This is a genomic window from Bradyrhizobium sp. CCBAU 45384, from assembly GCF_028128665.1.
GTDB classification, from domain to species: domain Bacteria; phylum Pseudomonadota; class Alphaproteobacteria; order Rhizobiales; family Xanthobacteraceae; genus Bradyrhizobium; species Bradyrhizobium manausense.
In genome coordinates, this window is record NZ_LBIZ01000088.1 from 45,928 (window position 1) to 71,748 (window position 25,821).

At 62.4% G+C, this 25,821-nt stretch carries 30 protein-coding genes and 3 pseudogenes; 12 read left to right on the plus strand and 21 right to left on the minus strand.

All coding sequences use genetic code 11. From position 1 onward, the window contains the following. Positions 1-152 precede the first annotated feature (152 nt). The 8 genes and pseudogenes from XH80_RS06670 (at position 153) to XH80_RS06705 (ending at position 6,500) form a co-directional block, all read left to right on the plus strand. Complete coding sequence (locus XH80_RS06670) at positions 153-1,154, plus strand: autoinducer 2 ABC transporter substrate-binding protein (RefSeq protein WP_271597875.1); 1,002 nt, start codon at positions 153-155, stop codon at positions 1,152-1,154. 106 nt (positions 1,155-1,260) lie between these two features. Next, positions 1,261-2,745 (plus strand): sugar ABC transporter ATP-binding protein, encoded by a 1,485-nt coding sequence (locus XH80_RS06675; RefSeq protein ID WP_271597876.1) that lies wholly within the window; start codon positions 1,261-1,263, stop codon positions 2,743-2,745. Then, positions 2,738-3,742, plus strand: coding sequence for an ABC transporter permease (locus tag XH80_RS06680; protein WP_271597908.1), 1,005 nt, complete (start codon positions 2,738-2,740; stop codon positions 3,740-3,742). The genes XH80_RS06675 and XH80_RS06680 overlap by 8 nt, the downstream gene beginning before the upstream one ends. Then, positions 3,739-4,746, plus strand: a complete 1,008-nt coding sequence (locus XH80_RS06685) for an ABC transporter permease (RefSeq protein ID WP_271597877.1) — start codon at positions 3,739-3,741, stop codon at positions 4,744-4,746. Before XH80_RS06680 ends, XH80_RS06685 begins: the two co-directional genes overlap by 4 nt. A 251-nt stretch (positions 4,747-4,997) precedes the next feature. Beyond that, positions 4,998-5,291: pseudogene (locus tag XH80_RS06690) on the plus strand (SOS response-associated peptidase family protein); the annotation flags it as partial. 110 nt (positions 5,292-5,401) lie between these two features. Next, a complete protein-coding gene (locus XH80_RS06695; protein ID WP_271597878.1) occupies positions 5,402-5,626 on the plus strand; it encodes a hypothetical protein in 225 nt (74 codons plus the stop codon). Between the two features lie 166 nt (positions 5,627-5,792). Continuing rightward, entirely contained in the window at positions 5,793-5,960 is a 168-nt protein-coding gene (locus XH80_RS06700; protein WP_271597879.1) for a hypothetical protein, read from the plus strand. 270 nt (positions 5,961-6,230) lie between these two features. Further along, positions 6,231-6,500, plus strand: coding sequence for a hypothetical protein (locus tag XH80_RS06705; RefSeq protein WP_271597880.1), 270 nt, complete (start codon positions 6,231-6,233; stop codon positions 6,498-6,500). Positions 6,501-6,509: 9 nt separating this feature from the next. Here the strand turns inward: XH80_RS06705 and XH80_RS06710 are convergent, their stop codons facing one another. The 7 genes from XH80_RS06710 to ku form a co-directional block, all read right to left on the minus strand. Further along, positions 6,510-7,340, minus strand: a complete 831-nt coding sequence (locus XH80_RS06710; protein ID WP_271597881.1) for a class I SAM-dependent methyltransferase — start codon at positions 7,338-7,340, stop codon at positions 6,510-6,512. 687 nt (positions 7,341-8,027) lie between these two features. Continuing rightward, positions 8,028-8,195 carry a hypothetical protein gene (locus tag XH80_RS06715; protein WP_271597882.1) on the minus strand — a complete coding sequence of 56 codons (168 nt, stop codon included), beginning with the start codon at positions 8,193-8,195 and terminating at the stop codon, positions 8,028-8,030. 149 nt (positions 8,196-8,344) lie between these two features. Continuing rightward, positions 8,345-8,815: a hypothetical protein gene (locus XH80_RS06720; RefSeq protein ID WP_271597883.1), complete on the minus strand. Its 471-nt coding sequence runs from the start codon at positions 8,813-8,815 to the stop codon at positions 8,345-8,347. A gap of 99 nt (positions 8,816-8,914) precedes the next feature. After that, positions 8,915-9,085 (minus strand): hypothetical protein, encoded by a 171-nt coding sequence (locus tag XH80_RS06725; protein ID WP_271597884.1) that lies wholly within the window; start codon positions 9,083-9,085, stop codon positions 8,915-8,917. Between the two features lie 74 nt (positions 9,086-9,159). Beyond that, a complete protein-coding gene (locus XH80_RS06730; RefSeq protein WP_271597885.1) occupies positions 9,160-9,282 on the minus strand; it encodes a hypothetical protein in 123 nt (40 codons plus the stop codon). A 202-nt stretch (positions 9,283-9,484) separates the two neighbouring features. Beyond that, positions 9,485-9,841: a response regulator gene (locus tag XH80_RS06735; RefSeq protein WP_271597886.1), complete on the minus strand. Its 357-nt coding sequence runs from the start codon at positions 9,839-9,841 to the stop codon at positions 9,485-9,487. A 72-nt stretch (positions 9,842-9,913) separates the two neighbouring features. Beyond that, positions 9,914-10,840 (minus strand): non-homologous end joining protein Ku, encoded by a 927-nt coding sequence (gene ku / locus XH80_RS06740; protein WP_271597887.1) that lies wholly within the window; start codon positions 10,838-10,840, stop codon positions 9,914-9,916. Positions 10,841-11,006: 166 nt separating this feature from the next. On the opposite strand from ku, the gene XH80_RS06745 reads away from it, so the two are divergent. From XH80_RS06745 to XH80_RS06755, 3 genes and pseudogenes are all read left to right on the plus strand, one after another. Further along, positions 11,007-11,225 (plus strand): hypothetical protein, encoded by a 219-nt coding sequence (locus XH80_RS06745; protein WP_271597888.1) that lies wholly within the window; start codon positions 11,007-11,009, stop codon positions 11,223-11,225. Positions 11,226-11,228: 3 nt separating this feature from the next. After that, positions 11,229-11,476 (plus strand): annotated as a pseudogene (locus XH80_RS06750) (hypothetical protein). Between the two features lie 180 nt (positions 11,477-11,656). Next, positions 11,657-11,857: a hypothetical protein gene (locus XH80_RS06755; RefSeq protein WP_271597889.1), complete on the plus strand. Its 201-nt coding sequence runs from the start codon at positions 11,657-11,659 to the stop codon at positions 11,855-11,857. A 5-nt stretch (positions 11,858-11,862) separates the two neighbouring features. On the opposite strand, the gene XH80_RS06760 is transcribed toward XH80_RS06755, so the two are convergent. Then, on the minus strand, positions 11,863-12,111 hold the full coding sequence (locus tag XH80_RS06760) for a hypothetical protein (protein WP_271597890.1): 249 nt from the start codon (positions 12,109-12,111) through the stop codon (positions 11,863-11,865). A 142-nt stretch (positions 12,112-12,253) separates the two neighbouring features. Continuing rightward, complete coding sequence (locus tag XH80_RS06765) at positions 12,254-12,478, minus strand: hypothetical protein (RefSeq protein WP_271597891.1); 225 nt, start codon at positions 12,476-12,478, stop codon at positions 12,254-12,256. 144 nt (positions 12,479-12,622) lie between these two features. Here XH80_RS06765 and XH80_RS06770 point away from each other — a divergent pair, with 144 nt between their 5' ends. Further along, entirely contained in the window at positions 12,623-12,979 is a 357-nt protein-coding gene (locus XH80_RS06770) for a PRC-barrel domain-containing protein (RefSeq protein ID WP_271597892.1), read from the plus strand. 79 nt (positions 12,980-13,058) lie between these two features. Here XH80_RS06770 and XH80_RS06775 read toward each other — a convergent pair. The 12 genes and pseudogenes from XH80_RS06775 to XH80_RS06830 form a co-directional block, all read right to left on the minus strand. After that, positions 13,059-13,662: pseudogene (locus XH80_RS06775) on the minus strand (cell envelope biogenesis protein TolA). Between the two features lie 208 nt (positions 13,663-13,870). Beyond that, on the minus strand, positions 13,871-14,746 hold the full coding sequence (locus tag XH80_RS06780) for an ABC transporter permease (protein ID WP_271597893.1): 876 nt from the start codon (positions 14,744-14,746) through the stop codon (positions 13,871-13,873). Next, positions 14,743-15,576, minus strand: a complete 834-nt coding sequence (locus tag XH80_RS06785) for an ABC transporter ATP-binding protein (protein WP_271597894.1) — start codon at positions 15,574-15,576, stop codon at positions 14,743-14,745. The genes XH80_RS06780 and XH80_RS06785 overlap by 4 nt, the downstream gene beginning before the upstream one ends. Continuing rightward, a complete protein-coding gene (locus tag XH80_RS06790; RefSeq protein WP_271597895.1) occupies positions 15,573-16,622 on the minus strand; it encodes an ABC transporter substrate-binding protein in 1,050 nt (349 codons plus the stop codon). The genes XH80_RS06785 and XH80_RS06790 overlap by 4 nt, the downstream gene beginning before the upstream one ends. After that, positions 16,622-17,761 carry a 3-isopropylmalate dehydrogenase gene (gene leuB, locus XH80_RS06795; RefSeq protein ID WP_271597896.1) on the minus strand — a complete coding sequence of 380 codons (1,140 nt, stop codon included), beginning with the start codon at positions 17,759-17,761 and terminating at the stop codon, positions 16,622-16,624. The genes XH80_RS06790 and leuB overlap by 1 nt, the downstream gene beginning before the upstream one ends. Before the next feature lie 31 nt (positions 17,762-17,792). Then, complete coding sequence (leuD, locus tag XH80_RS06800; RefSeq protein WP_271597897.1) at positions 17,793-18,419, minus strand: 3-isopropylmalate dehydratase small subunit; 627 nt, start codon at positions 18,417-18,419, stop codon at positions 17,793-17,795. Continuing rightward, on the minus strand, positions 18,420-19,823 hold the full coding sequence (leuC, locus tag XH80_RS06805) for a 3-isopropylmalate dehydratase large subunit (RefSeq protein ID WP_271597909.1): 1,404 nt from the start codon (positions 19,821-19,823) through the stop codon (positions 18,420-18,422). It lies immediately after the preceding gene. A 171-nt stretch (positions 19,824-19,994) separates the two neighbouring features. Then, on the minus strand, positions 19,995-20,948 hold the full coding sequence (locus XH80_RS06810; RefSeq protein ID WP_271597898.1) for a LysR family transcriptional regulator: 954 nt from the start codon (positions 20,946-20,948) through the stop codon (positions 19,995-19,997). 101 nt (positions 20,949-21,049) lie between these two features. Next, positions 21,050-22,372 carry an MFS transporter gene (locus XH80_RS06815; protein ID WP_271597899.1) on the minus strand — a complete coding sequence of 441 codons (1,323 nt, stop codon included), beginning with the start codon at positions 22,370-22,372 and terminating at the stop codon, positions 21,050-21,052. Positions 22,373-22,417: 45 nt separating this feature from the next. Next, the gene (locus tag XH80_RS06820) at positions 22,418-23,359 is read right to left on the minus strand and encodes a hydroxymethylglutaryl-CoA lyase (RefSeq protein WP_271597900.1); all 942 of its coding nucleotides are present in this window, start codon (positions 23,357-23,359) and stop codon (positions 22,418-22,420) included. Next, entirely contained in the window at positions 23,356-24,549 is a 1,194-nt protein-coding gene (locus XH80_RS06825) for a CaiB/BaiF CoA transferase family protein (RefSeq protein WP_271597901.1), read from the minus strand. Before XH80_RS06825 ends, XH80_RS06820 begins: the two co-directional genes overlap by 4 nt. A gap of 108 nt (positions 24,550-24,657) precedes the next feature. Continuing rightward, positions 24,658-25,614: a LysR family transcriptional regulator gene (locus XH80_RS06830; RefSeq protein WP_271597902.1), complete on the minus strand. Its 957-nt coding sequence runs from the start codon at positions 25,612-25,614 to the stop codon at positions 24,658-24,660. Positions 25,615-25,821: the final 207 nt, after the last annotated feature.

The window sequence follows — 25,821 nt, forward strand, 5'->3', positions numbered from 1 at the left end:
CACGCTCTGGAGCGCTGGTTTCTAATCTCCCTCAAGGTCCTGCGGCTGGACTGGCAGAACTTTCTGTCAGGCAAGCAATAACAGACAGGCTCGACTGCTTCCCCCCGGCGAGGGCCAGGGTGCGGAATCAGATAATTTCCTGGGAGGGAACAATGGACAGACGCCAAACTCTCAAGCTGATCGGTGGTACGGCCGCATTGGCCGGTGCCGGTTTTCCGGGCTTTGCCTTTGCGCAAGCCCAACAGGAAATGGTCACGGTCGTAAAGATTGCGGGAATTCCTTGGTTCAATGCACTTGAAAAGGGAATCCAGAAGGGCGCGAAGGACTTCAGCATCAATGCCACGATGGTTGGCCCAGCGAATGTCGATCCGGCACAGCAAGTAAAGCTCCTTGAGGATCTGATTGCCAAGAAGGTCAACGTGATCGGCTTGGTGCCGCTTGACGTGAAAGTCTGCGAACCGGTGCTGAAACGCGCTCAGGCCGCCGGAATCAAGGTCATCACGCATGAGGGCCCGGAGCAGGAAGGCCGCGACTGGAATGTGGAATTGATCGACTCGGTTCGCTTTGGCGAGGTGCAGATGGAACGTCTCGCCAAGGACATGGGCGGCGAAGGCGATTATGTCGTCTATGTCGGAACTCTTACGACGCCGCTTCACAATAAATGGGCCGATGCAGCGATTGCCTACCAACAAAAGAATTTTCCGAAGATGAAGCTCGTCGCTGACCGCTTTCCCGGCGCCGACGAGATCGACACGAGCCAACGCACGACGCTCGACGTGATCAAGGCTTATCCGAACCTGCGTGGCATTCTCGGCTTTGGCTCGAATGGACCGATCGGCGCCGGAAATGCCGTGCGTCAGCAACGACTCGCCAAGAAGATCGCTATAGTCGGCACCGTGCTGCCGAGCCAGGCGAAGTCGCTCATTGCGGATGATACGATCCGCGAAGGTTTCCTTTGGAATCCCACGGATGCGGGTTACGCCATGGTCGCGGTGGCCAAACTCGTGCTCGATGGCAAGCCCATCACGGATGGCGTCGAGGTACCCGGCCTTGGCAAGGCAGCCGTCGACGTCGCCGGAAAACAGATCAAGGTCGACAAGATCATGCGGATCAACAAAGAAACCATCGACGGGCTGATCGCCGGCGGACTCTAGGACACCGACTTAGCCTCCTCATCGCGCGCTGCATTCCCGGCCCTTCCGGCCGGGAATGCGGTCCTTGTCGGGTGATCGTACGATCGAAGTCCTTTGCAGGCGAATCTTGTCGACCTTTCTGGAAATGTCCGGCATATCGAAACGTTTCGGCGGCGTTCACGCGCTCCGCAACGTCGATCTGACTCTGGAGGCTGGCGAGGTGCATTGCCTGGTCGGTGAAAACGGCTCGGGCAAGTCCACTCTGATCAAGATTATTTCGGGCGTCGAGGCAGCGGAGCCTGGCGGCCGAATTGCAATTTGTGGGAAGGAATATCCCCATCTTAACCCGGTCTACTCTACGCATTGCGGCATTCAGGTCATCTACCAGGATCTTTCGCTGTTTCCCAACCTCACCGTCGCCGAGAATATTGCGATGGCGCATCATCTTGGCGGCCTTCATTCGGTCGACTGGGTCTCAATTCGCGCTACCGCGAAGGCGACAATGGCAAAGATCGGCGTTGAGTTCGATCCGGACGCAAAAGTCGCAGAGCTCAGCATTGCCGGACGCCAGCTGGTAGCGATATGCCGAGCCCTGGCTGCGGACGCCAAACTCCTGATCATGGACGAGCCGACGGCGTCGTTGACCCGCCACGAGGTGAACACCCTGATCAAGCTCGTGAGCGAGTTGAAGCGTGCTGGCATTTGCGTCGTTTTCGTCAGCCACCGTCTTGATGAGGTACTTGAAATCGCCGAACGCGTGACCGTACTGCGGGACGGCGCCAAAGTCGGTACTTTTGCAGCAGACACAATTAACGGGCGGAAACTCAGCCAGCTGATGACCGGTAAGTCATTCGAGTATCAGGTACAGGCGCCTGAGCTTGCCGCCGGCCCGATCGTCCTGGAAGTTAAGGGCCTGGGACGCGAAGGTGAGTACGAGGATGTCAGCTTGCAGTTGCGCGCAGGGGAAGTGGTGGGTCTGACCGGTCTCCTCGGCTCAGGCCGCACCGAACTCGCACTGTCGCTGTTTGGCATGAAACCGCCCGATCGCGGCACCATCGCGCTCGATGGCCGTCCGGTCGCGCTCCGTACAAATGCAGAGGCGATCGATCGAGGCATCGCCTATGTATCCGAGGATAGGCTCGCCCTTGGTCTCATCCTGAATCAGTCCGTCACGGCGAACATCACGCTAACGGTACTGGAACGTCTGGCTGGCGCATTCGGCCTGATTGCAGCACGCGCGCGACGGACCCATGTCGCTCGCTGGGTCGCTGAACTCGGGATCAAGGTCTCCAACCCGGCGAACGCGGTGAAGACGCTCTCCGGAGGCAATCAGCAGCGGGTCGTGCTCGCCAAATGGATGGCAACAAACCCGCGAGTGCTTATCCTCGATAGCCCCACGGTGGGCGTCGACATCAGCGCGAAGGACGGAATTTACGAAATCATCCGGCGGTTAGCCCGCGACGGCGTAGCGGTGCTGATGATATCGGACGAAATTCCCGAGGTCCTTTATCATAGTCATCGCGTTCTGGTGATGCGGGAAGGTCGTTTGACAACGGACGTGGCTGCCGCAGCCACTTCCGAGGATGCGCTTCGGCAGGCCGTCAATGCCTAAAGCGCACATTGCATCATTCGGCAGGTTTCGTCGCAGCCACGAATTCTGGCTGCTGTTGGTAATCCTCGGGCTCTGCGCCGGCTTGGGCTTTGCGAATGCGCAATTCCTGACCCTTCAAAATCTCTTTGATCTGCTGACCTCCTACGCATTCGTCGGCATCCTGGCGCTGGGGCTGCTGGTCGTGCTGATCGCCGGCGGAATTGACATCTCATTCACCGCGACCGCCTCGGTCGCGCAATATGTTACCCTCTCGCTCGCCAATGCGTACGGAGGGAACTGGATCAGCGTCTTCGCTATCGCGATTGGGATTGGAGGTGCGCTCGGCGCCCTCAACGCGGTCTTCATCCAGAAACTTCGCATTCCATCGATCATTGTTTCGATCGCAACGCTGAACATATTTTACGGGCTTCTGATTTTCTTCACCGGCGGCAAATATATCTATTCGTTGCCCGACTGGTTCGCGGCCGGAATATTCTGGTTCGAATTCGAATGGGGCAAGGATAGCTCCTACGGTGTCAACCTGCAGATCCTCGCGCTGGCGCTGGCGTTTCTCGTCACCTGGCTCCTGCTGAACCGAACCAATATCGGCCGGCAGATCTATGCCATGGGAGGCAATGCCGATGCCGCGCAGCGGCTCGGCTTCCACATTTTCGGCCTCAACATGCTGGTCTATTGCTACATGGGTGTCATGGCAGGAATCGCCTCTCTGATCCAGGCACAACTCGCCCAGTCCGTTGCCCCGACAGTGCTGGTAGGCAAGGAACTCGATGTCGTCGCCGCCGTGGTACTCGGCGGCGCCAGCTTGATGGGCGGCGTCGGCACCGTGCTTGGCACGTTCTTGGGCCTGACGCTGCTCGCAGTGCTGCAAAATGGAATCATCTTGCTGGGCGTTTCGTCGTACTGGTCACCGTTTTTCGTCGGTTTGGTTATTCTTATCTCGGTCTCAGCGACCGCCTGGTCGCAGCGAGAGCGGCGAACCCGGAGTGCGCGCGCATGAGCAACGCGACTACCTTCTCACTTCGCCGGCGTATGGTCGGCCTCGCTGGTAGCGGTACGGTCGGCACCCTCCTCTTGCTATTACTCGCGCTCTGGGTGGTGTTCGCGATCACGATTGGCGACCGGTTCTTCTCGGCCAACACGCTGCAATCCATGGCTTTTCAGATGCCGGAACTCGGCATCCTTTCACTTGCAATGATGCTGGCCTTGCTGTCGGGAGGACTCAACCTTTCCATCATCGCAACGGCCAATCTGTCCGGACTGACGATTGCCTTCCTGCTGACGCGCTACATCCCTGGGAGTCAGGGTATTGCCTGGGCCGGCATTCAGGTGCTGGCGATCGCCGCAGGATTTGCAGTGGCCGCATTGGTTGGCCTCCTCAATGGTTTTGTCATCGCGTATCTCGGCGTTTCGCCGATCCTGGCCACGCTCGGCACGATGACGCTCTGCAAGGGCATCGCGATCGGCCTGTCGCGTGGTAACGTCGTCTCCGGATTTCCGGAGCCCGTCGTCTTTATCGGAAATGGAACGGTTTTCGGGGTACCATTTGCTCTGATCATACTTGCGCTCTGCGCCTTCCCCGTCGCGCTCATGCTAAACGCGACTCCGTTCGGGGCAAAGGTCTACATGATCGGCTCGAACGAGAAGGCGACTCGCTACTCCGGCGTCAACACCCGCGCCGTCCTCCTCAGACTCTATGTCTTATCCAGCCTACTCGCGGGCGTGGCAGCGGTGGTCATGTTGGCACGCTTCAACTCGGCCAACGCAGCATACGGCGAGAGCTATCTTCTGGTCACTATACTCGCGGCCGTCCTCGGTGGGATCGATCCGTTTGGTGGCTCCGGCAAAGTCGGGGGGCTAATGCTCGCGCTGATCATCCTTCAGGTGATCTCCTCGGCATTCAACCTTCTGAACCTCAGCCAATTCCTCACGCTGGCGATCTGGGGGGGTATTTTGATTGTCGTCGCGGCGGTTCCTCATTTCGCCGGTAAAGTGCTGCGATAGCGAACGATGATGGGCCCTGTCGTCTCGACCAACATCGCGGTTCTCGACATTGGCAAGACAAGTCTCAAGCTGCTAGTGGCCAGTGAGGAGGGGTGGCCGCTCGAGGCACATGCGATCCCTAATGTGCCGATGACTTAGGGTTCGTACCTCGCCTAAGGCGGACAACGCTGCGGGTTAGGCGACCAACGTTCTCCAGGAAGTCGGCGCCATCAGCGGGTGTGAGGAGCACGGTTGGATGCAGCACCGCGCCGACCCGCCCACTCGCCTGCTTCGCCGGCATCTGGACTAACTGGACGTCCGTCCGGAAGGTCAAGGAAGGCGAGACGACCAACGATCTCTATGCATTCTTGACGACGGAGGCCAACGCCGAGGTCTTCGCCATCCACCCGAAGGCGATGCCGGTGATCTTGACGACGCCCCACGAGGTCGAGACTTGGATGACCGCGCCGGCGGAGAAGGCTCTAAAGCTACAGCGCCCGCTGCCGACCGGCGCGCTGAAAATCGTGGCCCGCGGCGTCAAGGAAGACCCGGGGCCGGCGACATGACCAGTAGCACCTACGATTGCGACGAATATTCTGATAACACGAATTAATCACTTGCTCCGTCGGGCAAAACAGTGGTTCATAAGGCGCTGGTCCTAGCAGGAGCCAGCCCGATGGCAAAAGACGTCGAGACTTCCTCCGAACTTTCCAAGATCGCGAAGCTGAACGGCGACTTCCGAAGGAATTACGGCACTTTCATCGGAGCAATTCTCTACCTCCGCACTGTCGGTGCCGCGCGCCGGAGCCCTTGGTTTTGGGCCGGCTTGGCTTCCTTCGCTTGGTCAGCGGCGCTGAGCTGGCTGGCGCGGCATGGATGGATCTGGCCAACTTCCTTTTGATCGCTACGAACACGCGTCCTTTCCGGCGTAAAGCGTCCCAAGGTGACGGTGGAGGAATCGGATGAGAGCCAGACGTAGCGCCCTGCCCGCATTGGGGGAGGCAACAGCACATAGTCCTCGATTATCTTGTTCGCCGCATCCAGTCGCATCACCGCGAGCAACCCCGATGAGATCTGCCTACGCTAGGCTTTCCATTGTGGCGCGTGATCCTCTCCGCGGCGTGCAGGCGTCGCGCGAAGAGAAACGAAACCAGGCGTTTGCCTCCGACATCAAGACCTATGCCGTCCAGAGCGAGCTCCACCTGAAGATCAAGGTCTTTTCGCACCACCCGTGAGTTCGGCGGCATTCCTTTAAGGACGATCAGCCAGTTACCCATGGACCCCTCCTGCAACTTCAGAGGTGCCCCGACGTGAAATACATCCTAGCTTCTTTCGAAATGGCAATTTCATGGGGCAAACGGTCGGCGCTAAGCACTCGGCGTTGTGCACAGGCCACGGAACACGTGGGCAAGCGAACAGCCCTGACGATTGCGAATCCCTGACCCGCGCTAATCGCCGGAACGAGCAGGCGGGCGGAAGGATTCGTCCAGGCAGGAGCAATCTCGATGCTGATGACGAAGGAAAGACGGCCCGCAATCCGGACGCTGCGGGGCTGGGCGATATCCGTGCTTCAGGAGGCCGGTGCGATCCACGAATGCGAGGAGCACGGCTGGGCCAAGGACCGGGCCGATCCGCACGCCCGCGAGCGCGCCTGCGAAATGGCCGAGCGGGATCCGCCCCCGGGCGTCTCCGACGAAGACGCCATCGCGGAAGTCCGCGATGTCCTGGATTCGATCGGCGACACGTGCCCGGAATGTCCGGACGGAGAATGCTGAAACAGCGGCTCAGCCCGGTGCCCTAGCCGTTCCGACGTAGGCTTCCTGCGGGAAGGAGAACCCGCCGCCTTGCAGCATTTCAGCAGCGGACATGTCGGTTACTCCCGATGCGATCTTGTCGATCACCGCCCGGCGTTCAGAGTCCGGACGATCGCCCAGCAGCGCCGCCATCGGCGTTGCGAGAAGCTGGAAACGCACGTAGTCGAGCACCGACGGAAAGGCGATCTGCTGGACCACGGTGTCGACCTGCACGTTCTCGAACTCGGCATTGCGTATGAGTTCCTGCAAGTCGCCCGCGGTGGCAAACGAATGCTCCCCGCGCTTGATCCGCGAGGCCTCACCTCCTAAGACGCGATCGAGCGCCTCCACGAACACGTGGGCGCCGGGAGTATTCTCGATCGGGCTGTAGACGCTGACGGCAAGGCGTCCGCCCGGCTGCAGCACTCGTCTCATCTCGCGCAGAGCCTTTGCTTGGTCCGGGAAGAACTGCAGACCCAATTGACAGAGCACGACGTGGAAAGCGCCGTCCGCAAATGGTAGATCCAAAGCGCTTCCATCGATGAATTCGATCGCCCCGTCACCGCCGGACGCCGCACGCGCGACAGCCAGCATTCCTTGGTTCAGGTCCAGGGCGGTGACGCGGCCGCGCCCCGTCCGGAGGCTCGCGAGGCGGGCCACGATCCCCGTCCCGCACGCCACGTCGAGGACCGGCTCTCCGGGCCGCACCCCGGCGCGTTCGACGAGATCGGCCGCCCACTTCGCAGTGATGGCGGGGACAAGGTAGCGCTCATAGAGCTCAGGTGCGCTGCCGTCGAGTTGCCAATGGGAAAGACCGGACATCGTCCCCTCCAGCTGCTGTTCGGTCCCATATAGCACACCCGCGATTTCCGTCTGTTATCGGGTGGCCGGCGTGGGCGGGAAAAGCACCGCCGGGAGACGCCGAAACCATTTTCCGGAGGCCGCGACACATTCCTGAAACCGAACGGGATCAGGCTGCGCTCATTGGACCAATGGGACCTGGTCATGTGGACATTCATCGAAATCCTTTATCGCGATTATTGTTTGGCCCGCCTGCAGGAAATGCGGAAGCTCGAACCGTCGCACTGAGCCATGAGCAACGCGAGGAGCTACCCGATCGTCTCGACCGTTTTGTCGGCGTTCGCGATCGGCGTCGCGATCTGGGTCATCATGGGGCAACCGCCCGCAGAGCATCCAAAGAAGCCTGTCTCTCGTCTTGTACTGAATCCCTGAGAGGCTTCCCACCGAACAGGAGAAAGCAATGCAGGACCAGACCAATCAATTTCAGGACCTAGATCGAGTCCTTTACAACGCCCAGCATCGTCGAACTGCCGATCTTCTGGGTTGGCTGAAGCAATTTCTCAGGGGCCGTCGACGGGCAAGAGTGGCCGGCGGCGCGAGCCTTCCGGACGTCGCCCCGATACGTACGTCGGCCCCCGGTCCCGCGCATGGTTGACTGTGGAGCGAGCAGCGGCGCCGACGACCACAGCCCAACGTCTGTATCTTTGGCTAAGCCGCCTGTTCGGATTTGAATTCGAGGGACGGACCCGGGATTCGGGCAATTTGCTGCCAAGCCAGCGCCAGTATGATCCAGCGTTGGCGTTCGGTTCCATCGGCTTCCGCAGCGAGCTTCATCGCCGCGACCGCCTCGCGCTCGGGGTCGTACTCGATGTCCATCGGCGAAAATCTACACGCCGATGGTAAACGATCGGGGAACGATCGGACCGTAGGAATCCGGGGGGCCATGAAGGCTTCTGTCTTTCCAAGTCTCCGGAAGCGCCAAACGCTGTATAGTCCATCCGATAAGAACGGTACGCCGCTTGTGACTACTGTTTGCCGCGAAGCGACAGGCTGATGCGCGTGACGATGTCGTCCCAGTCGTGCTCCTCGCTGGCGGGGTAATTGATCAGCACGCAATGAACCAGCCGGCTGGCGAAGTTGCAGCGGTCGTACCAGACCTTGTCCCCCTTGTAGCTGGAAACCGCGAAGAAGCGAGGCGTCACTCGCTTGTACTGGATGCGCGAGGGCGGATGCTTTTTCGAGAGGAACGCAGCTGGCGAATCGTTCGCGACGTTCGGGGCGGCTTGTATTGTGATCTCCGCGCTGCCGTCGGCGGTCCGGAAGCGCTGGCCATATCCATCCGGCCGACCCGCCTCTTCGGTGAATATCGAGGACGGGAACTCGACCGAGGTGCCGGTCTGAGGGATGCTGTAGGTGGTCCACCTCACCGGTTGCGCCGAAAGGGCAGATGCTGAGGCAGCGAATACAACCGCGATCGCCCATGCCGTCGCTCTCATCGAATCTCCTTCCGGCCTTCCCCAGCGCTTTGCTGCATGTCGTGCCCCTGCAAAAGCTGAATGGCTGGCTTCGTTCCATGAAGTCTGTCAGTCGGAGAGCTATAGTTCTCGACCTTCCTCGACCGGGTCGTTGGACTCGAGCCACGTCAGGGCGGTCTCGATCTTGGCGAGCAGCGTCTCGATCTCCTGGCGCTCGTTGGGGCCAGGATCGCTCGCGAGGCGATCGAGTAGCTGCTGCTTCTGCGCGAGCAGCTTTGCGACGGCCGACATCATCTCCTCCTACAGGGCGTCTTTTCGCAGGATGATATGGCACGCCGGCGCGAAGGCGCCGAAGAGGTCCTGGCTCAGAAGATCCCGACTAGGGCGAACACCGCGACTTCGCCCAGGAAGGCGATGGTCATGACGGCGACCGTGAGAACCACATCGCCTATCGGCATGGTGGACATTGCTGCTGCCTCGCGTTGCATCCCCTCTCCTGAATTCATGAAGGCGTGAAAAAGTTTCGGTTCCGCGGCAGGGGCCGAGGGTATAGCGTCCGCGCGGGGCAGGACGTTCGATCGGGGCGCTGGATGCGATTCCTTGAACTGTCCTTTTGGTGCGTGGCGGCGGCCGGTCTGATCGCGGTGATCGCCGTCGTGACGCTGCTCTGAAGCGCACGAAGCCACTCCCTCAGAGAGGACCCGATCCCATGTTGAGAAGCTGCGAGACGGCGGCGACGAGCTGGGCGGGGGCGAAGGGCTTGGTGAGCAGAACGCTCTTCGGTACTCCGAGCCTCGCCCATTCGTCGGCGGCCGTGCCGGTCGCTCCCGAACAAGACGCTAGGTCCCAGCCGCTCGTCTTGCCTTTCAAGTTCACGTCCGTGACCAGTGTCCGGAGTTCGTCGAGGCCGCTGTTCAGAAGGGTCGCTCCTTCTTCCGCCGACGACCGGATCTGCGGCCGGAAGCCGGCGTCGGTCAGCGCCTCCTCCTGCATTTCCTGGATCTGGTAGTCGTCCTCGGCCACGGGGATGGTGAGAGATTCGGCCAACGGGCGCACTTCCATAAGGTGGCGATTGTCGTCCGTGTGCGCCTCGGCAGGCGGCGAGCGACTGGGACGTGCCTACGCCGACTTCCGCCGCGTTCCTGCCGCAGGCTTCTTGGCGGCCACCTCCTTTGCGGGCTTCTTGCCAGCGATCGGCATCAGCATTTCCTTCTGGCCGGCCGACACCTTCTTCGCCTTCTTGGCGGGCTTAGCCGACTTCGCCGGCGCAGAAGCCCGGCCGACGCTCTGCCGCAGCGCGTCCATCAGATCGACGACGTTCTCGCCCTTCGGCCGCTCTTTAGGACGGATTACCTTGCCGGCCCGCTTCTGGTTGATCAGGTCGACCAGGGCCGTCTCGTAGTGATCTTCGAACTTCTCCGGATCGAACCGGCCCGCCTTCTGGTTCACGATGTGCTTGGCGAGGTCCAGCATGTCCTTGGTGACCTTCACGTCCTGGATCTCGTCGAAATACTCTTGTTCGCTGCGCACCTCGTAGGGATAGCGCAGCAGGGTGCCGACCAGGCCCTTGTCCATCGGCTCCAGCGCGATGATGTGCTCGCGGTTGGTCAGCACCACCCGCCCGATCGCGACCTTGTCCATTTCGCGGATGGTCTCGCGGATCACGGCGAAGGCGTCATGGCCGACCTTGCCGTCCGGACGCAGGTAGTAGGGGCGGATCAGGTAGCGCGGATCGATGTCAGAGCGGTCGACGAACTCGTCGATCTCGATGGTGCGCGTCGACTCCAGCGCGATCTCCTCGAGGTCCTCTTTCGTGACCTCGATGAACTGGTCCTTCTCGAGCTGGTAGCCCTTGACGATGTCCTCGTTGGGCACCTCATCGCCGGTGTCGGCATCGACCTTGAGGTACTTGATCCGGTGGCCGGTCTGCCGGTTCAGTTGGTTGAAGCTGATCTTCTCGGACTCCGAGGTGGCCGGATAGAGCGCCACCGGACAGGTGACGAGGGACAGACGCAGGAAGCCTTTCCAATTGGCTCGGGGGGCCATGTACGCAGAACTCCGGTTCGAGGCGGCCTGGATTCAAGACGAACGGGGATGGCCAGTTCCGACACGCCAGTCGCCATCCCCGAGATTCATACCGTGCCGACTGCTGCGGCATGGGAATTTGGGAGGAGCCTATTGACTTGCAGGAACGAAACGGGAACATAATCCGATGAAAGCCCACTCCGACCAGACCGACTCCCTCGAGGGCGACCTCGAGCTCGTCGCCGACCAGGCCATCGAAGCCTGCGGCGGAGACGCCCGGGAGGCGGTGAAGGCGCTGCTCGTCGCGAACGAGTTTCTCGAGAACGAGATTGCGGAGCTCAGGGCAGCGGTCTCGAAAGGATACTCGCGCGGGCGCCATGTCGCGCAGCGCGAGTGCAAGGAGTGACAGATGTCGGAAGTAACCTACTACGTCGCTCTACCGTTCGTTTTCTCCGACGACGGCGCGGCTGCCGGCGAGCCGGCGGAATGCCTGAGCGCCAAAGCCGCGGTCATGCGGGCCCAGGCGCTGTCTCGGAAGCCTGGCCACGCCGGCGCCATCGCGTCTCGCGGACGGGAGATCCCTCCAGTGGCGACTTCAGCGGCGCCAAGCTGATCCGGAAGTTCGGCGACGTGCCGGATGATCTCAGCGCGCTATGAGAGCGGAGAACCTCGACTGAGTCCGGAGCGAGATCGCTCTGACGCGAGGCCAGCTCCGCGCCCAGGAGCGCGAGATCCGGTTGCTCCAGCGCGCAGGCGTCGGTCGGATTTCCATGTCTTGACGGTCGATCGCCGGCATATTGAAATCCAGCCTTGGGTGATTGTTGCGGGGGTGGCGTCATGGAAGAGTTCTACCGAGGCTTCGCGCAGCAGGCGCGCGATCTGGCCGAGAAGGCCGATCCTTTCACCAGGCGCAGACTGCTCGAATTGGCCAGGCGGTACGATCTCCAGAGCAAGCCCGGCCCTCATGGCGCCCGGGCAGCCTCCCCGCCCAGGGCGATGCCGCCCACCACGATCTTCGCCGGCTCCGGCGAATCCTGAGCGGTTCAGCCGTCTTTGAGGACGTCCTTGGCCTCGCGGATGGGCCAGCTATCGCCCTCCCGGATCACCCGCACCTTTTCGCCGACGCCGACCAGCAGGTGGGAGCCGACGTCGTCCTTGGCCGCTTCGACGACCACCAGATCGGTTTCCGGCGTCCAGTCCAGCGTGAGATCGAGATCGCCCGGAAAGATCTGCCAGCGCGAGCCGTCCTCGAGTTCGACCAGATGGCTTTCAGAGTGCGACCGGATCTTCACCGATGCCTCTCGTCCGTCGCGCCTTTCGGGACGGGCCGAGCGCGCTGGAGATGGCCGGCTTCGTGATGGCCGCCATAGGCCAGGCGCCGCACTCGGGGCACTTCACCAACAGGCTGTCCGTATCGAGCATCGAGGTGTTGGCTCACTTCTGGCCAGCCGGCGCTTGCGCATTGGCCTTGTTGGGATCCGACTTGTTCGCCTCGTGATGGCCGACGACGCAGCCGGCCGCAGCACCAAGCTTGCCGTGACCGGCCATGTGGCCAGCAACGCCGCCCACGATGGCTCCCTTGATGCATCCCTTCGCCTCAGCGCCTCCGGAGGAGACGAGTGCAACTGCGAGAGCGGCGGCGGCGAGCATGGCTTTCATGACGGTTCTCCGAATTTGAATCTGGCGGATCAATCGCTGCGGCGGCCGTCCGTTCCCGTCCTCGCGCCACCGGAATTCGTCAGGAACGAGCCTCGGTCGCCTACCGTTATCTCGTATCGGTCTCGATCCAAGAGGAGGATGACGATGGAAACGGAAAGGCGTGAAACAGGTACGCTGATCGGCAGCGACAAGGTCGAGGGCACCGCGGTTTACGGCGCCGGCGACCAGAAGATCGGCTCGATCGAGCGCGTGATGATCGACAAGGTAAGCGGCCAGGTCTCGTATGCAGTTCTCGGCTTCGGCGGCTTCCTGGGCATCGGCGACGACCACTACCCGCTGCCGTGGCAATCCCTGAAGTATGACACGAGACTCGGCGGCTACCGGACCAATCTGAGTGCCGATCGGTTGCAAGGAGCGCCGCATTACGGCAACGATAACGAGTGGAATTGGGAGGACCCCGGCCGCGCGAAAGTGGTGAACGACTACTACGCCGGGTTCTAGGCGTCCGCGCACCTTCCTAGCGGGCGGGTCACAGTTTGGCGAGCGGCCTCGACGTTCCTTCGGGATTCGAGGGCCACCTCTAGTCGCGCGCCCGCCGGAGAGCCGCCTCCAGCTTCTCCCTCTGCTTCTCCCAGCGGGCCTCCTCGGCCTGCGCCCGCTCGTCGAGGGCAGCCCGCTCGGCCTCGATCGCGGCTGCCCTTTCCTCATGCTCCCGCGCGCATTGTCGAGCGTCGCCTGAGCTTTGCCGACGGCCTTCTCGCGCCGGGCGTGCTCCCTCTCGCGCGCGGCCTCCTCCTTCCGCCGCTCGGCGTCCAGACGGCGCTGCTCCTTCTCGAAACCTCCGCGGCCTTGAGGGCTCCTTGTCGCTGATCTTGGGAGCAGCCCGCTTGTTCGGCTTCGACCTCCTTCGCTCGCCTCTTTCGGCGCCTCCGCCGCCGAGATGATCGGCAATTCGGAATGCTTTGCGAAGCGGCCGTTTGACCCGGCGGGCCGCCGCAGCACGACGCCGGTCTTTCCCATTGTCGCGGCGACGACATCCAGATCATCCGTCTCCTTGGCGACGCCCTGGTGGAAGAGGTTGCTTCCGGCGCCCCACGCCTCCAAGGCAGCCTTCATCGAAGGCGCCGCGATCGGAGATCGTAGAACCCGAGCGAGGTCTGATAGGTCTTGAGTTTTCTTGCCATGGGCCCGCCTTCAACCTTCCCCACTAAAGCTTATAGCGCAGGGAAGCGGCGGCACGGCTTTACAACCTTCGATCTGGCAGCTCCGCAATGATCAGGTACAGTTCCGCCCGATTGCCACGCTGCGCGGATTCGACGACACGAGGCGTAAGGATTTTGAGCTCGCGAAATAGCTAACTCCCAACAAGTCGGTCAGCCGGGCTGCTCCACGTTACTCTGCCAAGTTGTGCTGCTGCCAGCGCAGCAGATAGGCCTGCAACCGCCAGATCAGCGTGGACAGCGCAACGCCGACCAGCATCAGCACGATGACCGCGACCATCATTCCCGATGCCTCTGCCCGCGCCTCGGACTCGATGATCAGGCGTCCGATTCCGCGCTCCGCGCCGATAAACTCGCCGACGATCACGCCGATTAGGGCGAAGGAGATCGCAGGCGTCAGCGAGGCGAAAACCCAGGCCATGGTCGAAGGGATGACCACCGTACGGGTGATCTGCCACTCGCTGGCGCCGAGCAGCCGCGCTGCATTGACAAAACCCTCGTCGATCGAGCGGGCGCCTTCGAACGTATTGAAGAACACGAGGAAGACGACCACGATCCACGACGTCACGATCTTCGAAGTATCGCCGATGCCGAAGGCCAGCACGATGATGGGCGCCAGCGCAATACGAGGGATCGAATTCACCGCGGTGATGAACGGCTGGAAGATCGCACTCAGCCGATCGGAGCGGCCCAGCATGAGACCCGCGGCAAAGCCGCTGACGACGCCGGTCACGAAGCCGAAGAACGTGTTTTTCAGGGTGATGGCGGTCGCGACCCACAGATTATTCTCCGATCGCACCATGCAGCGGCTGAATTCGCCATTGAACCAGCCGTTGAACACACCGAGCTTCGACTTGAGACAGCTCAGGGTCAGGAAATGCTCGAAGATGTCGGACGGCTTGGACACGAAATAGGGATCGAGCAGATCCGGCACCAGCCACGGAACACTACCGTGAAGATCGTACCCCCATTGCCAAATCGAGAGGAGGCAGATGCAGATCAGCGCCTGCCAGGCGAACGTTCTGCCGGGGTGACGCGCCCGCCTCACGGCTTGCGTCCCCTGATGAATTCCTCGCCGAGCGAGTGCCAGATCAGCTGGAACAGCTCGGCATAACGCGGTGTCTCCCTGATCTTCACGGCATTGCGCGGCCGTGCAAAGTCCACCTCGAAGGTCTCCTTGATCCGGCCCGGTCGCGCGGAAAAAAGGATGATGCGATCTGCCAGAGTCAGTGCCTCGCCGAGATCGTGGGTCACGAACAGCACGGTCTGCTTTTCGCGCTCCCAGATGCGCAGCAGCACGTCGTGCATGTCGATCTTGGTGTGGGTATCGAGCGCGCCGAAGGGTTCGTCCATCAGCAGAACCTGGGGCTCGACGACCAGCGTTCGCATCAAGGCCGCGCGCTGACGCATGCCACCCGACAAGGCCGAAGGATAGGCATTGCCAAAATCCTGCAACCCTGCCTGCATCAGGCAGGCCTGGACACGTTCCTTTCGTTCCGCCACCGGGACACCAGCCAATTCCAGGCCATAGCCGATGTTGTCGGCGACGGTACGCCAGGGAAACAGGGTGTCGCGCTGAAAGACGTAACCGACGTCGGACGTCGCCCGTCCGGGTACGACGGGGACACCGTCGATCAGGATCTCGCCGCTGGTCGGCTTGATCAGCGTCGCGATCATGTTGAGGACAGTGCTCTTGCCTGAGCCGGATGGCCCGAGCAGGGCGACGAATTCCCCGCGCCGGACATTGAAGGAGACGTCGCGCACCGCCTCGATGGCCGCCCCCGCCAACTGGAAGGTCTTGCACAATCCGCGCACGTCGATGCGCCGCACATCAGGCGGCGCATCGGATCTCGGCGCGTGTAGAGCCTGCACGCTCAAGCCGGATAGGCCTTGCGAGCCGCTTCGATGAAGCTGGTATTGACGACGTCGGCCATGCCAAGCGGCTTGATGCCGGTCATTTCGCGAAACCAGACCTTCTGCCCGCGCGCGAAGCTCGCCGCATCGATGATGCCGTCGTAATCGGTGATCTTCTTCATGATTCCGATGTCGAAAATATTTGCATCGCGCGATGTGCTCCCGACATATGGCTCGATCGCATCATAGATCTCTTCGGGGGAGTGCCCCTTGATCCATTGGGTAGCCCGCCACAGTGCCGTGACGAAGGCCTGCATCTTCTGCGGATCCTTGTCGATGGTCGACTGCAGCGTGAAGTGGCACGTCACCGGGACCTTGCCGCCGATATATTTGGTCCAGACCGCTTCATCCGTTCCGTCGAACAACAGCGCGCCCCAGCCCTGCTCGATCGAATCTTTCAGGATCGATGGCGAGTTGATGAGGACATCGACCTGCTTCGTCTTCAACGAGCCCATCATGGTATCGACATTGCCGGTGCCGATCCAGGTCACCTTGTCGTCCAATCCCATGGTTTCCATGTAGTAGGACGCCCAGACGTGATTGGTGCCTCCCAGCGACGACACGGCAACGATCGGCTTGCGTCCGTCGGGCCGCTTCCAGTTTGCGAACGCCTCCAGCGTGGCGATCCCCTGATCCATCAGGTCCTTGCGGATGATGAAGATCGCCGCATTGCTGCGGGTATCGACCGGCATCAGGGCGCGCGCGCTGCGGCCGTGATTGCTGAGCTGCATCGGGTGGGTGATGTCGCCGATGCCGATATCGCCCTGGGACGAGGCGATGATCTCGCGCGTCTTCACGCCGCTGCCGCCCTGGATCAGCTTGCAGTCGAGACCTGCGTCCTTGAAGAAGCCGACGCGGTCGGCAACGAACTGGGACTGATAGATCGGAATGGCCACCGGATAGATCACGCGGCCCGACGGGGCATCCGCCCACGCCTGCCCCGTCGCGATGGATGCACTGGCACCGGCGATGACCGTCAGCGCGGACCGTCTGGTGACTTTTGTCCTCATCACGCGTTCTCCCTCTCCCTGCCGGCGACCTTGTCCAGCGCGTTCAGCACCGCATCGCCCATTTCCTGGGTAGACAGTCTTTTTGCGCCGGGTTCGGCGATATCGGCCGTTCTGGCGCCGCCTACGAGAGCCGTATCCACGGCTTTCTCCAGCAGCGCGGCATCATCGGGCCGATTGAGGGTGATGCGCAACATCATTGCGACGCTGAGGATCGAGCCGAGCGGGTTGGCGATGCCCTTGCCCGCTATGTCGGGCGCGCTGCCATGAACAGGCTCATAAAGCGCCTTGCGGCGGCCCAGCCGGTCCGGCGGCCCGAGCGAGACCGACGGCAGCATGCCGAGCGAGCCCGACGCCATCGCGGCGCAATCGGAAAGAATGTCGCCGAAGATGTTGCAGGTGACCATGACGTCGAACTGTGACGGCGCCCGCACGATCTGCATCGCGGCATTATCGACATAGAGATGCGTCAACTCCACATCTGAGAATTCGGCCTGATGCAGCGCGGCGACCTCCTCGCGCCACAGCACGCTGGTCTCCAGCACATTGGCCTTGTCGACCGAACAGACCCGGCCCTTGCGCGTCCGCGCCAGCTCGAATGCGGTTCGCGCCACTCGGCGGATCTGGCTCGTGGTGTATTGCTGGGTGTTGAAACCGCGGCGCTGGCCATCGGGCAGCGTTTCGATGCCGCGCGGCTCGCCGAAATAGATGCCGCTGGTGAGCTCGCGGATAATGATGAAATCGACATCCTTCAGCACCGAGGCCTTGAGTGGTGCGGAATCCGCCAGCGCCGGATTGGCGACGATCGGCCGGAGATTGGCATAGAGGTCGTACTTGCTGCGCAGCGACAGCAGGCTTCCCGCCTTGCGCGCCACGGCAGGAACCTCTGTGGTTTCGGGACCACCGGTCGCACCCCAGAGGATGGCGTCGGCCTCATCCATCGCCTCGGCGGTATCGTCAGGCAGCACCTTGCCTGTGGCGAGATAAGGGATGAGACCATATTGCGCTTCGCGCAGAGCTACGGGAACGCCGCGCCTCGCCGAAAACCATTTGAGAATGCGGTGCGACTGGTCGGTGACCTCAGGACCGATGCCTTCACCACCGACCACGGCGACTTTGATCATGTTCGAAAGCGTGTTCATGCCTGAGGTGTCCTGATGATTATCTTGCCTGTTATCCTGCAAAGTGAATCCATGGCCGCGCGTCGCGGTCGGAGGCCTGGAATGCGCGAATCTCGTGATCGCGCCGCAATGTCAGCGAAATCTCATCTAAGCCCTCAAGCAGACCGGCACGCCGGCGGGGATCGATCTCGAAGACGTGCCGCGCGCCCGACGGCGAGGTCACCGTCTGCTCTTCCAGATCAACACTGACACGTCCCGCACCCTGGCTCGCTTCGATCTCCGCGGCGAGGCTGTCGATGACGGCTTTGTCCAGGACCACCGGCAAAACGCCGTTTTGGAAGCAATTGGCGAAAAATATGTCGCCGAAGCCGGATCCGATGATGGCACGGATGCCCATCTCTTGCAGCGACCACACCGCCGCCTCGCGCGAGGAGCCGCAGCCGAAATTCGGACCCGTGACCAGGATTTCCGCCCCGCGATAAGGCTCGCGATTGAGGATGAACTCCGGATTTTCCGAGCCATCGGGCAGATAACGGAGCGACCCGAACGCCCATTTGCCGAGGCTGCCGCGAACGGAATTTCCGATCATGCGGTTGATGCTGATGATGACATCGGTGTCGACATTGGTGCGCATGATCGGCGCGGCGGTCGCGGTCAGCTTGGTGAAGGCCTGCGCCATCTAGCGCTCCATGGTTCGAACATCGGCGATGGCGCCTGATACCGCCGCCGCCGCGGCCATGGCCGGGCTCGCCAGATGGGTGCGGGCGCGAGGCCCCTGCCGGCCGATGAAATTCCGGTTCGACGTCGACACCGAGCGCTGGCCGGGCGGCACGGTTTCGCCGTTCGCGGCAAGGCACATCGAGCATCCCGGCTCGCGCCATTCGAAGCCGGCGTCGATGAAGATCCTGTCGAGTCCCTCGGCGACTGCATCGCGCTTGACCGTCTCCGAGCCCGGCACCACCCAGGCCCGCACGCCGGGGGCAACCTTGCGGCCGCGCGCCACCTCGGCCGCGGCTCTGAGATCGCTGAGACGGCTGTTGGTGCAGGAGCCGATAAAGACCCAATCCACCGGCGTGCCCGCGATCGGCGCACCCGGCTTCAGGCCCATGTAGTCGAGCGCGATCTCGATGGCGCCGCGGCGCGCCGGATCGGCGATGTCGGCGGGGTCAGGCACGCGGCCATCCACACCTAGGACATGCTCCGGACTCGTACCCCAGGTGATCTGCGGGATGATCGATCCGACATCGATCGACACCTCACGATCAAATACGGCATCGCTGTCGCTCCGAAGCGTCCGCCATGCCTCGATGGCGCGGTCCCACATCTCCCCTAGCGGCGCGTAGGGGCGGCCGCGGACATAGGCGAAGGTCATCTCGTCAGGCGCGATCAGCCCCATCTTGGCGCCGAGCTCGACAGACAGGTTGCAGATGGTGAGCCGCCCTTCGATCGGCATGTCCCTGATTGCGCTACCGGCATATTCGACGGCGTAACCGGTGCCGCCGGCGGCGCCGATATGACCGATCAAGGCCAGGATGAGATCCTTCGCCGTCACGCCGAATGGCAGCTTGCCGTCGAACGTCACCCGCATGGTCTTGGGTCGGCGCTGGATGATGGTCTGGGTCGCCAGCACATGTGTGAGCTCGCTGGAGCCGATGCCGAACGCAAGCGCGCCGAGCCCGCCATGGGTGCAGGTGTGGCTATCGCCGCAGACGATCAGGCAGCCGGGCAGGCTGAGGCCGAGCTCCGGCCCGATGACATGGACGATGCCCTGCCCGGGCTGGTCGAGGTCAAACAGCCGGATGTTGCTGGCCGACGTCTCGGTCCGCAGCGCCGCCAGCAGTTCCCACCCGGTCTTGATCGTGCCGGCTCGCCCGGACGCGGTCGAAATCGCGTGGTCGGGGGTCGCGAAGGTCAGCTCGGGATTGTGGACCGGGATGTTGCGGCCCTTGAGGTCGAGCAGGCCGCGGGAACCGCCAAGGTCGTGCAGCAGATGGCGATCCACATGAAGCAGATCGGTGTCATCGCTGACACGGGCGATGACATGCTGGTCCCAGATTTTAGCCAGCAGCGTGCGGCCACGCATCTCCACGATCCATCCTCCCTTGTTCGGCATCTGAAGTGCCGTATTACCGCCGATCTTGCCGACCGGTCGCGCTTTTGGGAAGCAGGATAAGCGCGCGCCCCGCAAATGTGCAGTGACGGTTTGGCAGGGGGCCATCGCTGCCGGCGATGGCTGGAGCTCCCCCGGGGCGGGTCAACCCCTGTTGCGGACGACGGTCATCCGGTCGGAGATGCTGCTCGTGGCCAGTGGCGCATCATTATGGGTCAGCAAATGTTCCACCAGTAGCTTCGTCACCGGCGGCAGTGATTTGTAATCGCGCACGCCCATGACCAGCTCGCGCCGCGCCCAGGTCTCGTCGAGCGGAACGGTGGCGAGGCTGTCGACGCCGTAGCGGCCGCGAACGATCTCGAGCGGCACGATCCCGACCCCCATCCTGGCGTCGACGACGCGGAACAGCGCATCGAAACTGCTGACGCGGATGCGCACCTTGAGGTGCTGCCCGAGAGCGGCGGCCGCGCTGACGCACAGCGTCTCGATCGAGCTGCCCTTCTCCAGGCTGACGAAGTCGAAATCGACCAGCTCGCGGAAGCGAAGGCTGCTCCGGCCCGCCAGCGGATGGTCGCGCGTGACCAAGGCGACCAGCCTGTCGCTGCGATAAGACAACAGCTCCAGATCCTGTCCGTCGATGTTGCCGCCGAAGATGCCGATGTCGGCCCGGTTCTCCACCACGGCGCGCACGATCGCAGGGCTTAAGTCCTCCTCGATATCGATGTGCACCAGCGGATGCCGCTCCAGGAACTGGCTGAGCTCGTCGGCAAGCGCTTCGAGAATCGCGGACTTGTTGGCGCAGATCCGGATCAACCCGCGCTTGCCCTGCCGGTATCCCGTCAGCTCGGTCTCGAGCTTGCTGAGATTGCCCAGGATGACGCGGGCATGCTCGAGCAGCGCGAATCCGGCGGGCGACGGCTCGATCCCTTTCGAATGGCGATGCAGCAGCTCGACCTGGAAACGGTCCTCGATATCCGAGATGCGCCGGCTGACGGCGGACGCGGCGATGTTCTTCTTCTCGGCCGCCTTCGCGATGCTCTGCTCCTCGACAATCGCCACGAACAATTCAAGCGTCAGAAGATCGATTTTTGCCGTCATCAGTCAGCCCCTCGATCGGCCTACCTCGCGCGACGAACTGTAGCACCTTTGTAGACCATGGCCGACCGCTTAGAGCATGCGGGTGCCAATGCAACACCAGGTTAGGTCGGGAGGTCACTTGCCTTCAACCCGCGGGGAAGCGAGGTTAGTACCAAAATCGCGCACAGCAGGCAGGTGCCCCCTATGACATAGAGTGCGAGCGTCGTGCTGCCGGTCCGGTCCTTGACTGAACCGACTAGCACCGGGCTTACAATGCCGCCTACCTGGCCAAGTGTGTTGATCAGTGCGATGCCGCTCGCAGCGCCCGCTCCTGTCAGGATCTTTGGTGGCAACGTCCAAAACGTTGGGATCGCGGCAACCACGCCGGCGCCTAGAACGGCAAGCGCCCCCACCAGCGTCACGACATTCTTGTCGAACGCGCCGCTCGCGAAGAACCCGAATCCTGCGGCCAGGATCAAGGCGGCCACGAACTTCGGGCGTTCGCCCGAGGCATCGGACATCCGCCCGACCACCAGCATAGTGACGGCGCCACAGATGTAGGGAACAGCGGTCAGGAAACCTATCGCCGCCGCACTGCCGCCGCCTGCGGCCTTGATTAGATCCGGCGCCCAGAAGTTCAGCCCATAGGACGCGACCTGGATCAGGAAGTAGATGAAGCCCAACAGCAGAACGCCGGGCTTCAGCAGCGAGCGCCACGCCGAATGCTCGCCGATCTCGCTCTTCTGCCGATCGAGCTGCACCGAGATGAGACGGCGTTCGTCGGCGCTCAGCCACTTTGCCTGCTCGATGCCGTCATCGAAGCGAAGCAGGACGACCAGGCCGAGCGCGACGCACGGCAAGCCTCCGGCCAAAAAAAGCCATTGCCAGCCGGCGATACTATGCACTCCACCGAGATAGTTGAGAATAAGCCCCGAGATCGGCGCGCCGATAATCCCCGAGAAGGCGGTCGCCAGGAAGAACACCGACGTCATACGACCGCGATGCGACTTCGGAAACCAGAGTGTCAGATAGTAGAGAATGCCGGGCGCAAATCCCGCTTCCATGGCGCCGATCAGGAAGCGCAAGGCGTAGAACTGCCACTCGCTGCGGACGAACACCATTGCCGCGGTGGCAATGCCCCAGGAGATCATGATGCGCGCGATCCAGCGCCGCGCGCCGAAGCGATACAGCAACATGTTGCTGGGCACCTCCAGGAGGACATAGCCAACCACGAACAGGCTCGCGCCAAATCCATAAGCCGTATTGCTAAGTCCGAGATCGGTCTGTAGCGCCGCTTTGGCAAAGCTGATGTTGACGCGGTCGAAGAACGCGAAGAAGTAGCAGACGATGATCAGCGGCATCAGCCGCCACGCGATCTTCTTTATCACATGCTGTTCGGTGATGGCGATATCGAGATCACCGGCAGTCGCGGCGGCGACGGTCATGGTTTCCTCCAATGTGTTGTTCTGGGATTTTAAGTTTCGGATCGCTCAGCCCGGACCGCGCAAACGCTCCGGGAGCGGATACAGATCACAGGCGCGCCCGGCCTTAGCGACCTGCCCCGGCACCTCGTGCCCGACCAGCTCGGGCAACCGACGCGACAGATCGATCAGGCTTTGCAGCTTGAGGCCGGTCGCCAGACCGATCTCGTGGCAGAGATTGACGAAGTCCTCGGTGCAGATATTGCCGGTGGCACCGGGCGCGAATGGACATCCTCCCAAGCCGCCCAGCGCCGCATCGAAGCGGCGGGCTCCGGCGTCATAGGCGGCGAGCGCATTGACCAGCCCAAGGCCGCGGGTGTTGTGGAAGTGCAGCGTGAGTTCATCCGCTGGCACCAGCCGCAGCGCCGCGGACACCAAATGCGTGAGCTGATTGGGATTGGCCATCCCGGTCGTGTCGGCGAGCGTGATGCCGTCCACTCCGACAGCGAGATAGCGCTCGACGATGTCAAGCACCTTGCTGAATGGCTGCGCGCCCTCGAACGGACAGCCGAACGCGGTCGCGATGGTGGCGTTGAGCAGGGCGCCGGCTTCATGCGCAAGCTCTGCAATCTCGGCGAGTGCGGCCAGCGAACGCGCATGGGTCATGTTCATGTTGGCGCGGTTGTGGGTCTCGCTGGCAGACATGACGAAGTTTAGCTCGTCGGCGCGTGCGGCCAGCGCCAGCTCGGCACCTCGCCGATTCGGAATCAATGCGGTGTAGACCGTGCCCGGCCGCCGCGTGACGCCGGCGAAAACCTCGGCGGCGTCGCGCAGCGACGGCACGGCCGCAGGCGAGACGAAGGACGATACCTCGATGCGGGCGAAGCCGATCGCGGACAGGGAATCGATCAGCTTGATCTTATCGGGCGTCTTGACCCATTTCGGCTCGATCTGCAGGCCGTCGCGAGGCGCGACCTCCTGAATGACGATATGGGGTGGCGCAGCGCTCATTGCACCGCTCCAGCGCGACGCAGCCGCGAGATGTCGGCGTCCTCGAGGCCGAGGCTCGCTAGAACCTCGTCGGTATGCTGACCTAGCGTCGGGCCCGACCATCTGACGGCGCCTGGCGTCTCGGAGAGCTTTGGCGCAATGCCTGGCATCTTCACGGTGACGTCGCCCGGCAACTCGGTCGGCAGGATCATCTCGCGAGCGGCATAATGGGGATCGCTGACGATATCCGCAACCGAGTAGATCCGTCCTGAGGGAACGTCGGCGTCATCCAGGGACGTGAGGATCTCCTCCGTCGTCCGCGTCGCCGTCCACGCGGTGATGGCGGCGTCCAGGATGGCGTTACGGCGAACCCGCCCGTCGTTGCTTGCGAGCGACGGATCGTCGGCGAGATCCGGACGGCCGACGACCTGCATTAGGCGCCGGAAAATCGCATCGCTGTTGCCGGCGATGACGACATGCTGACCGTCGGCGCTCGGATAAGTGTTGGAGGGACTGATGCCCGGCAAAGCGCCACCAGTGCGGGTCCTGATATGCCCCATGAGGTCATACTCGGGGACGAGGCTCTCCATCAGATTGAACACGCTCTCGTAGAGCGAGACGTCGACAACCTGGCCAGGCCCCCGCCCGGTCTTAACCCGCAGCAGCGACATCAGCGCGCCGATCACGCCGTGGAGCGAAGCAAGGCTGTCGCCGATGCTGATGCCGACGCGCGCCGGCGGGCTATCCGGATCTCCCGTGGTGAAGCGGAGACCGCCCATTGCCTCGCCGATCGCGCCGAAGCCAGACCTATCGCGGTAAGGGCCGGTCTGGCCGTAACCCGAGATGCGGACCAGCGTAAGATCCGGGTTGAGCCCGGACAGCACGTCCCAGCCGAGGCCAAGCTTCTCGAGGCCGCCCGGCTTGAAGTTCTCAATCAAGACATCGGCCCTCGCCGCAAGGCGAAGCGCCACGTCACGCCCCTCCGGCGACTTCAGATCAATCGCAATCGACTTCTTGTTGCGCGATTGCAGATACCACCAGAGCGAAGTGCCCTGATGCAGCTTTCGCCAGCTGCGTAGCGGATCGCCGTTGCCGGGCTGCTCGATCTTGATCACTTCCGCCCCGAACTCGGCGAGCAGCCGCGCGGCAAATGGCGCGGCAATCAAAGTTCCGAGTTCGACGACTCGAATTCCGGACAGCGGTCCATCCACAGCGGGCGCTCCTCGACAATATGTTTCGTCGAGATGTCGCCCACGAGGAGGCGTCAAGTCCAATTCTCGTTGATGAAGGCGCCTTCGCGGATAACGAACGCCGCAAAGCTAGTGGGCGCTCACCGAGGGAGAGCGCAGATGCGCGAGCATCAGATGGCTCGTCGCCGACAAGCCGGCAGGATCCCTCGCAACCAGCACCAGCTCGCGATCGGCCCATTCGTCGCGCAGCGGAACGGCCGACAGTTCCATGCCGTGGCTCAGCACCTCGAACGCACGATCCGGAATGAGGCCGATACCCATGCCTGCCTGCACCATGCGGCAAACCGCATCGAAGCCGGGAACATGAACGCGCAGCCGAATCGATTTCCCGATCTGCTGCGCGGTGTATTGCGAGCGCAGATAAATCGAGCTCGTCGCGAACAGGCCGACATGGTCGTAGTCGAGCGTATCAGCAAAGGACACCTCGCTCGCCCGCGTCAACGGGTGATCGGACGGCACCACGATGACGAGTCGATCCCTCCGGTAGGAGAAGCGTTCCAGCCCGCGGGTCGCGACATCCGCCGAACAAATGCCGATCTCGGCTACCCCCTCCTCGACACCGCGAACGACGTCCGCGCTTGGCCGCTCCTGCAAATCGAGCCGCACCAGCTCGTGCGACCGGAAGAATCCAGGCAGATCGTCGGGCAGGAATTCGACGATGGAGGACAGATTGGCCAGCATGCGGACGTGCCCGCGCACGCCGCGCGCGTGCTCGGCCATGTCGACTGCGATTTTCTCGACGTTGAGCAGGGTGACGCGCGCATGATGCAGCAGCGATTGTCCCGCGGGCGTGAGTGCCATCCCGTTCGGGTGTCGCTCGAACAGGGCAACCTCCAGCGCCTGCTCCAGATCATGCATGCGCTTGCTGACCGCAGAGGCCGCGATGGCTTCGCGTTGTGAGGCACGCGTCAGATTACGTTCTTCGCAAATGGCGATGAACAGACGCAAGGTGATGAGGTCGATGCGCCGGACGAGGTCAACCCGGTGCGTCGAGGTTGATCGCGGCGGAGGCGTTTTCTGATTCATGAGCGACCTTTCCGACTGGAGAGGATAGACCGTCCGATCTCCGCGGATTTCTCAAAATGAGCAAAAATGAGCAGCGGCAATGGAATAAAATCTCAAGATCGGGCGCAGAAAGGCGATTTTGTTCCAATGCTGCTTACGCGCCGTTGCGTGCTGATTGCTCTAGCTGACCGGAGGGACCCCTCGCGTAGGAAGTGTGTTTGGGGCCGA